The organism is Mucilaginibacter antarcticus (assembly GCF_042686155.1).
GTDB lineage: Bacteria > Bacteroidota > Bacteroidia > Sphingobacteriales > Sphingobacteriaceae > Mucilaginibacter > Mucilaginibacter antarcticus.
This window is the reverse complement of sequence record NZ_JBHUON010000020.1, coordinates 1-12,691: the sequence shown is the minus strand read 5'-3', so window position 1 is coordinate 12,691 and position 12,691 is coordinate 1. Positions and strand designations below refer to the sequence as shown.

Annotated in this window: 15 protein-coding genes; 6 read left to right on the top strand and 9 right to left on the bottom strand. The window is 44.0% G+C overall.

The genetic code is table 11. From position 1 onward, the window contains the following. Positions 1 to 5: 5 nt before the first annotated feature. On the bottom strand, positions 6 to 674 hold the full coding sequence (locus ACFSYC_RS15035; protein ID WP_377129284.1) for a hypothetical protein: 669 nt from the start codon (positions 672 to 674) through the stop codon (positions 6 to 8). Next, positions 671 to 1,009 carry a PadR family transcriptional regulator gene (locus tag ACFSYC_RS15030; RefSeq protein ID WP_377129282.1) on the bottom strand — a complete coding sequence of 113 codons (339 nt, stop codon included), beginning with the start codon at positions 1,007 to 1,009 and terminating at the stop codon, positions 671 to 673. The genes ACFSYC_RS15035 and ACFSYC_RS15030 overlap by 4 nt, the downstream gene beginning before the upstream one ends. A gap of 107 nt (positions 1,010 to 1,116) precedes the next feature. On the opposite strand from ACFSYC_RS15030, the gene ACFSYC_RS15025 reads away from it, so the two are divergent. Next, positions 1,117 to 2,565 carry a PQQ-dependent sugar dehydrogenase gene (locus ACFSYC_RS15025; protein ID WP_377129280.1) on the top strand — a complete coding sequence of 483 codons (1,449 nt, stop codon included), beginning with the start codon at positions 1,117 to 1,119 and terminating at the stop codon, positions 2,563 to 2,565. A 198-nt stretch (positions 2,566 to 2,763) separates the two neighbouring features. On the opposite strand, the gene ACFSYC_RS15020 is transcribed toward ACFSYC_RS15025, so the two are convergent. The 5 genes from ACFSYC_RS15020 to ACFSYC_RS15000 all read right to left on the bottom strand — a co-directional run bounded on the left by ACFSYC_RS15020 (position 2,764) and on the right by ACFSYC_RS15000 (position 7,642). Beyond that, positions 2,764 to 3,510, bottom strand: a complete 747-nt coding sequence (locus ACFSYC_RS15020; RefSeq protein ID WP_377129278.1) for a LytR/AlgR family response regulator transcription factor — start codon at positions 3,508 to 3,510, stop codon at positions 2,764 to 2,766. Further along, the gene (locus tag ACFSYC_RS15015) at positions 3,511 to 4,545 is read right to left on the bottom strand and encodes a sensor histidine kinase (protein ID WP_377129276.1); all 1,035 of its coding nucleotides are present in this window, start codon (positions 4,543 to 4,545) and stop codon (positions 3,511 to 3,513) included. Between the two features lie 30 nt (positions 4,546 to 4,575). Then, complete coding sequence (locus tag ACFSYC_RS15010; protein WP_377129274.1) at positions 4,576 to 5,430, bottom strand: LiaF transmembrane domain-containing protein; 855 nt, start codon at positions 5,428 to 5,430, stop codon at positions 4,576 to 4,578. A 204-nt stretch (positions 5,431 to 5,634) separates the two neighbouring features. Next, positions 5,635 to 6,672 carry an agmatine deiminase family protein gene (locus ACFSYC_RS15005; protein WP_377129272.1) on the bottom strand — a complete coding sequence of 346 codons (1,038 nt, stop codon included), beginning with the start codon at positions 6,670 to 6,672 and terminating at the stop codon, positions 5,635 to 5,637. A gap of 100 nt (positions 6,673 to 6,772) precedes the next feature. After that, a complete protein-coding gene (locus tag ACFSYC_RS15000; protein ID WP_377129270.1) occupies positions 6,773 to 7,642 on the bottom strand; it encodes a carbon-nitrogen hydrolase in 870 nt (289 codons plus the stop codon). Positions 7,643 to 7,837: 195 nt separating this feature from the next. Here ACFSYC_RS15000 and ACFSYC_RS14995 point away from each other — a divergent pair, with 195 nt between their 5' ends. Continuing rightward, on the top strand, positions 7,838 to 8,812 hold the full coding sequence (locus tag ACFSYC_RS14995; protein WP_377129268.1) for a lysylphosphatidylglycerol synthase transmembrane domain-containing protein: 975 nt from the start codon (positions 7,838 to 7,840) through the stop codon (positions 8,810 to 8,812). A gap of 12 nt (positions 8,813 to 8,824) precedes the next feature. Then, the gene (locus tag ACFSYC_RS14990; protein WP_377129266.1) at positions 8,825 to 9,532 is read left to right on the top strand and encodes an SDR family NAD(P)-dependent oxidoreductase; all 708 of its coding nucleotides are present in this window, start codon (positions 8,825 to 8,827) and stop codon (positions 9,530 to 9,532) included. Between the two features lie 41 nt (positions 9,533 to 9,573). Here ACFSYC_RS14990 and ACFSYC_RS14985 read toward each other — a convergent pair whose 3' ends face one another. Further along, positions 9,574 to 9,849, bottom strand: a complete 276-nt coding sequence (locus ACFSYC_RS14985; protein ID WP_377129264.1) for a hypothetical protein — start codon at positions 9,847 to 9,849, stop codon at positions 9,574 to 9,576. A 69-nt stretch (positions 9,850 to 9,918) separates the two neighbouring features. Next, positions 9,919 to 10,257, bottom strand: a complete 339-nt coding sequence (locus ACFSYC_RS14980) for a single-stranded DNA-binding protein (RefSeq protein WP_377129262.1) — start codon at positions 10,255 to 10,257, stop codon at positions 9,919 to 9,921. A 162-nt stretch (positions 10,258 to 10,419) separates the two neighbouring features. On the opposite strand from ACFSYC_RS14980, the gene ACFSYC_RS14975 reads away from it, so the two are divergent. The 3 genes from ACFSYC_RS14975 (at position 10,420) to ACFSYC_RS14965 (ending at position 12,455) form a co-directional block, all read left to right on the top strand. Next, on the top strand, positions 10,420 to 10,785 hold the full coding sequence (locus ACFSYC_RS14975) for a hypothetical protein (protein ID WP_377129260.1): 366 nt from the start codon (positions 10,420 to 10,422) through the stop codon (positions 10,783 to 10,785). A 90-nt stretch (positions 10,786 to 10,875) separates the two neighbouring features. Then, positions 10,876 to 11,949: an NADH:flavin oxidoreductase/NADH oxidase gene (locus ACFSYC_RS14970; RefSeq protein ID WP_377129258.1), complete on the top strand. Its 1,074-nt coding sequence runs from the start codon at positions 10,876 to 10,878 to the stop codon at positions 11,947 to 11,949. A gap of 83 nt (positions 11,950 to 12,032) precedes the next feature. Beyond that, positions 12,033 to 12,455 carry an OsmC family protein gene (locus ACFSYC_RS14965; RefSeq protein WP_377129256.1) on the top strand — a complete coding sequence of 141 codons (423 nt, stop codon included), beginning with the start codon at positions 12,033 to 12,035 and terminating at the stop codon, positions 12,453 to 12,455. Positions 12,456 to 12,691: the final 236 nt, after the last annotated feature.

Below are 12,691 nucleotides of genomic sequence, written 5' to 3'. Positions count from 1 at the left end.
ACAACTTAGCTAGTGGTTATAGTTTTAAACTCGTCCTTTAAAAATTGATAGTAAACCAGGATATTTACCATGTACAAAAAGAATATGAGGACGAGGGCCGATGGGTACCAGGTAAACGGAGCTAAGTCTACAAAAGCTAATGATATCATAAAGCCGATGGAGACTATGACCGTCAGTATTATTGGGAACATCGCTAAATAAACATACAGAATAGATATTATGGAACTTTTGCCGTAAGTGCCATTATTCCGTGCTTTGACAATTAATCTTTTGCGAACAATGGCCATTAATATATTAATAAAAAGCCATCCCATCATCAAGAGGCGAGGATGAAATACGCCACTTGTCATACCCAGGTAAAACCCGTAAGTTAAACCTATAAGGATTACAACATAAGGCGATATTAAGTATTGCCCAAAGTAAGCGCAATACTTTTTGATAACCTCTTTCAGTGCCGATTTGCAATATTTACGCTCTATCCGGCTAACGCCACGCTTGCCACCAAGTTCGTTCTCCATTATATCGCGTAATGATGGGATAAAGGGCGCGTTATCGGGCATCCTATCCATTGCGCTTAAAATATGGTCATACAGTTCGTCATATGTCTCGCGGTATTGGGTAACACTGCTTAATATGTCTTCTATATCTTGTAATTGTTCTGCGTTTGGTTTCATTTTACAGCAGGTTTAAGGCTCAGTATGGTTTGCAGCTGATTGATAAAAGCTTCGGCTTCGGTAATTTTGTTGGTTACCTCTTTGCCGCCTTGCTCCGTTAATCGGTAATATTTACGTACGCGGTTATCTACAACCTGAGTAAAGGTTTCTAAGAAGCCATCTGCCTCCAGTTTGTGCAGGGCAGGGTATAGGGCGCCTTCAGTAAGCAAAATATCGCCCTCCGTCATCTCTTTAACCTTTTGCGTTATCTCGTAACCATACATTTCGGTATTATCTTCCAGCAGCTTTAAAATGATGGTTTGCAAAGTGCCTTTCAGTAATGGATTAGTGCTCATACAACAAATGTATAATTATTTATATACATAACAAAATTATGTATATAAATTTAAAAGTAAGTCTCTTAACCGTTTATTTATTATTTTAGGTGATGTAATACCATTGTATGAAAGTATTTAAATACCTATTAGCTTTAAGTTTTCCTGTGATAGCCCTTAGCGCATTTATCAATGCAAGAACGGGTAGCAACACCCAAGGCTTGATTGCAGATACCACCGGTTACCACATAGATACCCTGGCGCATGATTTGACCGTGCCGTGGCAGATTGTTTTTTTGCCGGATAATACCATGCTGTTTACCGAGCGTAGCGGCAAGTTGCGCATCTACCGCGACGGGCATCTGTTAAATAAACCCGCATTTGTTATCCCTAACATTCCTCAACGCAACAAAACGGGTATGCTGGGTATGGCTATCCATCCGGAGTTCGAAAAAAACCGTTTTATCTATTTAGCTAATGATTACTGGCAAGGTAACCGCATAAGGCTGCAGATAGTCCGCTATGAGTTTAGGAACGATACCTTGATAAAACCCTTTGTAATTAAGGACGATATCCATGCCAATCAGAATCACACCGGCAGTAGGCTGGTGTTCGGCGCCGACCGCAAATTGTATATCACTACCGGCGATGCTGACGAAGCTATCCTGTCGCAGGACCTTAAAACCTACAATGGCAAAATTTTAAGGGTAAACGATGATGGTACCGTACCAGCCGATAACCCTTTTGTAAACAATGATACTGCCCGCAAAGAGATTTGGAGCTATGGCCACCGTAACCCGCAAGGCCTGGTGTTTCAACCGGGGTCTAATACTTTGTTTGAAACCGAGCACGGCCCAACCGGTGGCGACGAGATCAATATCATAAAAAGAGGCATGAACTATGGTTGGCCGCTTATCCATCACCAACAAACCCGCGAGGCAATGTTAACCCCAATAGCAGAGTTTACGCCATCAATCGGCCCAGGCGAAGCCATGTTTTATAATGGTGACAAGTTTCCGCAATTAAAGGGCAAACTACTGGTAGCCTGTTTGCGTGGCGAATCAATACTTAAGGTTACCCTTGATGGCAACAAGGCGATAGGCCAGGAAGTAATGCTGAAAAAGGTGTATGGCCGCATCCGTTCGCTGGTTACCGGCCCTGATGGGTATATTTATTTCTCCACCTCGCAAATTGACCCGGCCGAAGGGCAGCCAAGGCCACAGTACGATATGATTTTAAGACTGCGACCGTCGGGTACAAAAAATACCCTGGTATCACAAAAAATCACTGCCAATACGGTGGCTCAAACATCACCCGCCACAATGGCCACACTCATGCTCTACCAGCAAATGTGTGCCAGTTGCCATGGTGATAATTTAAAGGGGACAGACAAAGGCGCTAACCTGTTAGCCGCCCAATTAAAACACGGAGCTACCAAGGCGATGCTGATGGCCGTAATTACCAACGGAGTATTAGACAAAGGTATGCCGGCCTGGAACGGCGCTATCAGTAAACCGCAAATTGCTAAGATTGCAGATTATATCATAGCGAAAAGGAGAGTTTCTTTAAGGAATTGACAAATATTTGTGTTTAATACCATGAAAAGATGTCAATTTTGTGGTTATCGTAAGCTGGTGATTTTCAATCAGTTAATCAAAAATTTTGTTTCATTTTGTTTCACACGATTTTTGTAAAGTTCTGAAAATTAATATGTTAAGTCAAAATCTTGTTTCACTTGTTTCATCTGTGTCACACACGCGTGAAACAAGCAACGCTTAGATGCCTAAAACCTGTTTTAGCTTAACGTAGCCGGTTTTGCTCACCGGTATCTTAGCGCCATTTTTAAGTATAGCCAGGTGGCTGTCTTTTTCGTAAGGATCAATACGGGTAATCTCTTGTACACTCACAATGTAGCTGCGGTGCACCCGTACAAACTGACGGGCATCAAGCGTTTGCTCAAAGAAGCTCATGGTCTTGTTCTTCAGGTAGGCGCCCTCGGCGGTAATGATGCTCACGTAGTCGTCATCAGCCTGCAGGTACAATACATCCGCCACAGGGATGATCTTCACTTTGGTGCCGGTTTTAACCACAATACGCTCATGCTGTGCCGGCGATGCTGATGCTACCGCATCTAACAACTGCTCTTGCTTTGGCACGGAAGCGGCTGGTGCCTGGGCCAAAAACTTATCAATAGCCTTATTAAAGCGCTCTTTGCTGAACGGTTTTAACAGATAGTCGGTTGCGTGTGCTTCAAAGGCTTTAATGGCGTACTCATCAAAGGCCGTTGTAAATATCACCGCAGGTTGCTGGTCGTCCACCAACTCCAGCATCTCAAAGCCGTTGATCTTTGGCATCTGCACATCCAAAAATATCAGATTAGGCTGATGTTGTTGTATGGCTTTAAGGCCCTCAAAACCATCGCCGCACTCTTGCAATACTTCTATTTGCGGGTACGCTAACAAATATTCTCTTACCACCATGCGGGCCAAAGGCTCGTCGTCAATCAATAAGGCACGTATCATTTACTGCGGAATTTTAATTATGGTTGTAAATATATTATCATTTGCGTGAGTTTCCATCAAATCATTACGCGCGAATAGTAAATATAGCCTGCGCTGCACCCCGCTAAGCCCAAAGCCGGTACCCTGGCGCGGCCGCGAGGTTTTAGGGTCATACGGGTTTTGAACAATCAGTTCCAGATAGTTACCCTCTAACTGGCCACGTATGCTCACTACGACTGCTTCGGTAGTATCGTACAAACCAAATTTTATAGCATTTTCCACCAATGGCTGCAACAGCATCGATGGCATAATACATTCGCCACACTGCGGATCATAACTTACCTCGGTTTGCAGGCGGTGCCCAAAGCGCACCTTTTCTATCTCAAGGTAAAGGTTTAGGTGAGCCAATTCCTCGTTTAGCGATACTTGCTGCTGGTCGTCTTTACGCAGGGTGCCACGCAAAAAGTCAGACAGTTGGTGTATCATCTCACGGGCTTGCTCTGGTTTAAAACCTATCAACGCGTTTATTGAGTTTAAGCTGTTAAACAAAAAATGGGGCTGCAACTGCTGGCGCAGGTTGTAAAGCTCGGCGTCGCGGGCAAGTTGCTCGGCCTCGGCTTTGCGTTTCTCATTTTCTTTCTGATCTATCTGCGCATACCAGATCATGCTGATCATGGCCATCCAGCCTATCGCCAAAAAGTCAGTAAAAAACCTGATGACCAATGACTGCATCATGAAGTTAGCATACACCTCGCCCGTGTTTAAAAAAGGCAATATGTAGCGACATCCGGCTGTACAGGCTGCGGCCAAAGCGCCGCACCAAATCAGGATATTAAGATAACTCCCTTTACCCGGTTGATAGTAGCGCAGATTGTTATTAATAAGCCAGCAGGCCGCGGCAAGTAGTACCGCGCTAACGCCGCTATCTATTAAAGCAATTACCCAATCAAAGCCAAAGCCGGCAATGATGTAAGCTTGCAAACCTGCCCATGCAAGCCCGCAAGCTAAAAATGCCCAGCGTAGTTTTTGAAAGGTTAGTGTTTGTACTGCCGCCACAAGGGTTGTGTTTTATTTAGGTTGATACAATTAATAGCTGCGGATATCGATGCCGGCAAATACAGATATACCCTTTAATACCAGCACTTTGTTGCTGTCTAAAGGTGTATTAGTGCGTATCCGTTTATCATCAACCCCGGCAAAAACGGCCGATATATCTGAAACGACCATCCAGTGTGCCGGCACAATGATTTTGGTACCGCCAAATATCTGAGTAACGTCTACATAAACACGGCCATTGATATCGGCTTGAGTAAAATCGAGCTCGGCACCGCCAAACACGTTTACAAGCTCGCCCCCCTGAAAGTTCTTTGAAAAGATGATCTTTTTAACCCCACCGAAGATAGACACGGCGTCGAGCAAGTCATCGGCGCCATAAGCAGAGTTGTATCCTGGGGTTGCAGGTGGTGTAGTTGTCTCTTTTATCGGTTCATCAGGGTTAACGGTGTAATCTACAACAGGCTCATTAACACCCGGGGCGCGGTAGTTGTATTTGCCGGCATCCCATTTAAGCTTCCAGTCGTTTTTATCCCAGTAATCAGTATGATTTTTACGGCGCAATATCAGGTATATACCAAAACCTATTAACGCTGCAGGCCAGTAAAATCTACTAATGGAGATATGGGGTAAAGCATCGTTCAGCATAAAAGCGAAACCTAAACCTGTTACAACTAACCAACCTAGTGAGCGGAAATTGCTGCGTGTGCCCATATAAAGGCCTACGGCAATTATCCAGGTGTACCAGCCAAACAGCCAATGCGGTAATCCAAAATCAAATTGATTGAGTAAAAAACTCACACCAATCATCAATAAAGCAATGCCGGCTATTACATTTCCCTTGCCGGGCTTGTTGGGGTGATCTGTATTATTTATATCGTTAGTCATGTCCTTATCTTTAAATCTTACTCAAAAGTAAGGCACTAATATAATGAGCCAAAACCAATTCTGGCCATCAAGCTGCAAGAACTCGGTAAAAGTGGGAGTATTGTCGGTGAAAATGTTATTGCTCGTTTGTGGTTTTAAGTATATCTTTTGCAAATAGCGAATTTACAGTTTGTATGACGGTCATTTGAGAACCGCTACTTAAATCTACATCTCCGGTTCTTGCTGGCTCAAGCAGTGGAAACTACCCAATCCCCAGATAATATCGGTCGAATCAATGCCGATAACTTTCCTGTCAGGGAAACATCCGGTTAAAATGTCTAATGCCTTTTCATCCTTATCGCAACGGAAAGTAGGAACAACCACCGCCGCGTTGCCAATGTAAAAGTTAGCGTAGGATGCAGGCAGGCGCTGATCATCATAGATCACTGCGTCGGGCATAGGTAACTCAACTATGTTTAGCTGTTTGCCGTTTAACAGCCGCATGGTTTTAAGGCTGGCCAGGTTTTCTTGCAGCAAATGGTAGTTGTCGTCGTTTTTGTTCTCCTCAACTACAGTTACCACTGTGTCCTGATTTACAAAGCGGGTAATGTCGTCAATATGTCCGTCGGTATCATCGCCAACAATACCATCTCCCAACCATAAAATTTGTTCCGCGCCGTAGTAGTTGTACAAGTATTCTTCTATCTGCTGCTGGTTAAGATGCGGATTACGGTTGGGGTTAAGCAAGCATGCCGTTGTGGTTAAAATAGTACCTGCTCCATTAAATTCGACAGATCCTCCTTCCATCACAATACCCGGATGATACACATCCAGCCCATAGTGATTAGCAATTTTTGTCGGCACAACATCATCCAAATCAAACGGCGGATACTTGCCGCCCCAGGCATTGTAGCCCCAATCAACGATAGCTTTTTCCTTTGTGGTTGGATTAATCAAAAATGCGGGGCCATGATCTCGACACCAGGCATCATTAGTGCCAAATTCAAAAAATTCAATACGGTTTAAATCGGCGCCTACCAGCATCAATTGCTGCTTGGCAAAGGCCGCCATTTGTTCGTCTTTAACAATAATACGCACCAATTCACCGATGCTAACTTCTTTTATAAATTGACAGTACTGCGGATAAATAGTCATGATCTTACCCGGCCATGATTCTTCTTTATGCGGCCAGCTTAGCCACATAGCTTTGTGTTTATGCCATTCCGCAGGAAATGTAAATCCTAATTGTTTTGGGTAGATCATAAGTTAGCCCCTTCTAAATTCCCCCCGGTAGGGAGACTTGATTTATCTAATAAATACTTATTCCATTTGCCCTCCCTACCGGGGAGGAACTGGGTGGGGCTTATTCGTCGTCCAGCAATCTCTTTGTTATAGGCTGATAAGAATCAATCCGACGATCACGTAAAAACGGCCAGTGGGTGCGGTAGTAATCAGTTTTATTCAAATCCAATTCCTGTACTATCACCTCCTCGTCGGTATGTGTGGTTTGGTGAATGATGGTGCCAAACGGGTTAGCAAAGAATGATCCACCCCAAAACTGTACGCCGGCTTCTTCGCCAACACGGTTAACGCTCACTACGTGTACGCCATTGGCTACGGCATGCGATCGTTGAATGGTTTGCCATGCGTTGTATTGCTCTACGTTAGTAGCCTCGTCCTGCGTAGTAGCCCAACCAATAGCGGTAGGGTAGAACAATATTTCGGCACCCATTAATGCTGTAATACGGGCGGCTTCCGGATACCATTGGTCCCAGCAAATCAATACACCTATGGTAGCAAACTTGGTTTTAAATACTTTGTAACCTAAATCGCCGGGTGTGAAGTAAAACTTCTCGTAAAAACCCGGATCATCAGGAATATGCATTTTGCGGTATTTGCCTAAATAGGCGCCGTCGGCATCCAATACCGCGGTAGTATTATGATAAAGACCGTGGGTGCGTTTTTCAAATAACGACGCTATGATAACCACACCTAGCTCGGCCGCGACTTTTGATAATTCATCGGTTGATGGGCCGGGGATTGCCTCGGCCAAAAGAAAATTGTCATGATCTTCCACATCACAAAAATAAAGCGATGTAAAAAGCTCCTGTAAACAAACAATGTTAGCGCCTTTAGCAGCGGCCTCTCTTACTTTCGCTATAGCTTTAGCTAAGTTTTCTTGCTTGTTTGCGGTGCAGCTCATCTGCACTAAACCTACCTGTACTTTGCTCATGCCTGAAATTTTTTGCAAAGGTAATAATTAGTGTTTAGGATGGGCGATTACTGATCAGGAATTTGAATATAATCGTCAGCGGTTTCTAATAATTTATGTGCGATGCATAGCTGCACACAAGACTTAACATTTCTTAACTTACACTAAACTCTAATCAGTTATCACTAATTAACTAAATTACTACATTTGCATCCAATGACAGAAATTGACGAAAGCATAATTAACGAGGTTGAGGATGAAATTAAACCCAAAACCTTGAAAACCAAGCTTTGGAACATCACCAAACTACTTTTAAAATTTGCGGTAACAGCTGTTTTGCTGTATTTTGTTTTCAGAAGGGTGCCTTTTGCCAGCGTTAAGTATCGCTTACTGAACGCCAATTACTGGTGGATGGCGGCGGCTTTGGTATCTTTCTTTGTATCTATTATCGCGTCGTCATGGCGATTAATGAGCTTTTTTAAATCCATTAACTTAAAGCTTGATCCGGTATTCAACTTCCGCCTTTATATGTTGGGTTTATTCTATAATTTTTTGCTGCCCGGCGGCATTGGGGGCGATGGGTACAAGATTTGGATACTGAACAAAAATTATAAGTTACCCGGGAAAAAGGTTTTTTGGGCCATTATGTTTGATAGGCTGAGCGGGCTTTGGGCAATAGGTTTGATTACCGTGGCTTTGATATTCTTAATCCCGCAAATTAATGTGCACATTGGTATCCCGCTTGGGATATTTGTGGCCGCATCGGTAGTGTATTACTTCGTAGCATATAAGTTTTTTAGAGAATACACGCGGTACTTTTTTGCCGCGCATGCCAAAGCTGTAGTAGTACAAACTTTTCAGGTATTGACCATTGTGTTTATATTGTTAGGGCAAGATTTTGACGGTAAATTTTCGCCTTATCTGTTATCGTTCTTAATTTCGGCCCTGGCTACAATTATACCCATCAGTGCGGGGGGAGCAGGTATCCGCGAAACGGTATTTACGCAACTAACAAAGGTTTTCCCGATGGATGAAACGCTTGCTGTTTTTTTACCAGGCTCTTTTTATGTGATATCATTACTGGTAGCCTTGCTGGGCATTTACTACGTGATACGCCCAAGCCGACTGCAGGATGGTTTGGCAAATGGCCAAATGCCTGTTGACGAAGATACCGAAGCAGCATCAAAATAATTATTGAACAACATGAACATCATTATAACAGGCGCAAGCAGCGGGATTGGTTTTGAAGCAGTTATAGAGTTAGCTGCATCGGCAGGTAAACACAAGATCATGGCGCTTGCACGCTCGCAAGAGAAGCTGCAAAAGCTGGCAGAAATTGCCTTAGGCTTAAATCCTGAAGCAGAGATTTACCCGGTTAAGTTTGATATTATATATGATGATTATTCGGCCCTGCAGCAATTTATTAATACCCATTTTGAAGGTAGAGTTGACGTACTGATTAATAATGCCGGCGTGCTGATCAACAAACCTTTTACCGAATTAGCAGGAGACGATTTTGTTGAAATGATACAAAGCAACTACCTTGGCCATGTACGCGCAATACAGAGCCTGCATGGGTTTATGCCGGCCGGATCGCACATTGTAAATATTGGCAGTATGGGCGCTTACCAGGGCAGTGCAAAATTCACCGGACTGTCAGCCTATTCGGCCAGTAAGGCGGCTTTACATACGCTTACTGAATGCCTGGCGCAAGAGTTTAATGAGCTTGGCATAAAAGTTAATTGCCTGGCCTTAGGATCAGCACAAACCGAAATGCTTGAGAAAGCCTTCCCGGGATATGAGTCGCCGGTGATGGCTTTTGAAATGGGTAAGTATGTTGCCGATTTTGCGCTTACCGGTCATAAGTTTTTTAATGGAAAGATATTGCCGGTAGCGGGGGTAACGCCATAAATTTATATAGCCTGACAGTTCATCAGGCTATATAATCCCTGTTATTTTCCCAATAATATGACGATTACCGCGGCGGTGGCTGCAAATTGACCTATCCAAAATATAAACATCCATTTTACTGAATTGCCTATCTTTTCGCTTAGGTCATATTTTACCTGGGCGAGATCTTCTTTAGTAGCTAATGTCTGAATAGTTGCTTCCACAGATCGTTCGGTTTTGTTATCGATGTATTTAAACATGGCCTCGGTGGTATCGTTACCTAATTTTTCTGACAACAACTGGTATAGCCGGGCGGTTTCTTTTGCTTCTAAGTACATAACAAATATAGTGATAAGGTTTAGGTATTGTGATAAGGTTTAGGTAATAAGGTCTAGTTGATGGTTGCTTTAAGCTTTGGCACCGAGCTTTATAAATTCGTTCACCACAATCTCCGTGGTATATTTCTTATTGCCGACTTTGTCTGTATAACTGCGATTATTGATACGGCCCTCAATGGCTATTTCGTCCCCTTTATGGAGCAAGTCTTCGGCCAATTGAGCTTGGGCGCCCCATATTACCAGGTTGTGCCATTGAGTATCGGTAATGCGCTCGCCTTTATCGTTTTTGTAGCTGTCGCTGGTGGCTAGCGATAGCTTAGTGAGCTTTTTGTTGGTGTCGAAAGTTTTTACTTCAGGGTCCATACCTAATCTGCCTACAAGGCGTGCGCTGTTTCTTAGTGAATTCATGATCTTTTGTTTGTCGTGTGTAAATCGTGTTTTGTGTCTTTTATTGATGACGATACAAAGGTGTAGACTGGCTTGAAAATTAGTCGGTTAGTAAACGTTTATAGTCGACAATACACATTTGCAAGCGTTTGCAAACGGATATTAATTGATTATCTTAGCCTTATGGAAAATCCAAAAACATGCCTTGACTGCGGTAACCCCATACAGGGCCGTGCCGATAAAAAGTTTTGTAATGACCTGTGCCGCAACAACTATAACAACCAGCTTAATAGTAACAGTTATAACCTAATACGTAATATAAACAACGTGCTTAAGCGCAACCGCCGCATTATGGAGGAGCTTAACCCCGGTGGCAAAACTAAGACCAGCATGGCAAAAATGATATCTAAAGGATTCAACACTAAATACTTAACTAATAAGTACGATACCCACAATGGTAAAACCTACCACTTTTGCTATGAATACGGCTACCTGCCGCTTGAAGGCGACGAAGTACTGTTGGTTAAACGCGAAGACAAGATGGATTAACATAGCTGTCTGATAAGTACAACCTTTACACACGCATGAAGATTGTATGCTGATTACTATTCATATTTGGCCGACCATACACAAGAGCATATGCCACATCTATTCTCACCTATCAAAATAAAAGACATTGAATTTCGCAACCGCATTGTGGTGTCGCCTATGTGCGAATACAGCAGTGCGGACGGTTTTGCCGACAACTGGCACCTGGTACATCTGGGCAGCAGGGCGGTGGGCGGTGCCGCGCTTGTTATTACTGAAGCTATCGCCATATCGCCCGAGGGTCGCATCAGTTATGCAGACTTGGGTATTTACAAAGACGAACACATCGGGAAGCTGAAAGAAATTACCGACTTTATACACCAACACGGTGCTATTGCAGGCGCTCAACTAGCCCACGCGGGCCGCAAGGCCAGTCATGATTTGCCATGGAACGGCGGTAAGCAAATAGCATCTAACCAACCACATGGGTGGACTACCGTAGCGCCAAGCCCCGTGGCGTTTGCCGAGGGCGATGAATTACCGGTTGAGTTGGACAAGGCTGGTATTGCAAAGGTTATAGCTGACTTTAAGGCGGCTACCATTAGGGCTGTTAAAGCAGGCTTTAAGGTGATAGAGCTGCATGCCGCGCATGGTTATCTGCTGCACCAGTTTTACTCGCCATTAAGTAATAAGCGTACAGATGAGTATGGCGGATCATTTGATAACCGCATTCGTTTGCTGCAGGAGGTGATAGCTGCAGTGCAGGAGGTTTGGCCGGCAGGCAACCCGTTGTTTGTGCGGATATCAGCAACTGATTGGGCAGACGAGGCCGGCGGTTGGACCGTGGATGATTCTATCGCGTTAGCTAATATACTGAAGGCTAGTGGGGTAGATTTGATAGATACCTCTACCGGTGGTAACGTGCTGGCTAAGATACCGCTTAAGCCCGGCTACCAGGTTGAGTTTGCCGAAGCTGTGCGCACCGCGGGTATATCTACAGGTGCAGTAGGCTTGATTACCGAAGCACAACAGGCCGACGAGATCATACAGTCGGGCAAAGCTGATATGGTGTTTATGGCCCGCCAGCTGCTGCGCGACCCATACTTCCCGCTACGTGCTGCGCATGAGTTGGGGCACGAGGTTACGTGGCCCGTACAGTATGACAGAGCACGTTTTAGAGGATAAAACAGCTTTGGTAACTATTCGTTGATATCTTATTTTCAATCTTTTATATACATTTACATACACAACCATCAAAATCAAATACTATGAAACGCACCGCTAATGCCCATTGGAACGGCACTTTAAACGAGGGTAAAGGAGAGATCAGTACCCAGAGCACTATTCTTAACAACACCCAATACTCATTCAAAACCCGCTTCGCTGATGGCGTAGGCACTAACCCTGAAGAACTTATAGCCGCCGCTCACGCGGGCTGTTTCACTATGGCGGTTGGCGCGGTACTTAGCCAGCAAGGCATTACGCCGGGCGATTTGAGCACTAAAGCGATACTTGATCTTGATATGCAGGCACTTAGCATTACCGGTATACATTTAGAACTAACCGCTACCGCTATTGACGGCGTAGACGAAGCCAAGTTTAAGGAAGTAGCCGAAGGCGCAAAAGCTAACTGTATCATCAGCAAGGCTTTAAATGTGCCAATTACGCTCGACGTTACCTACGGCGGTTAACCAACTTGCAATTTTATTGATATTAGAGCCACTAGCTAAACAACTAGTGGCTTTGTTGCTTAATACAAAAACCCACCGGCTTCACTGATCCATTTGAGAATATGAATCACTTGAAACAGTATTTTTTGTATTGTATTGAAAATGACCCGTCCTGAAAAAAGTTTACACTATTGGTTGTTAATACTGGTGTTAGTTTACACTTTAAAGTTAGTACTAAAATAGGTTTACACAATTAC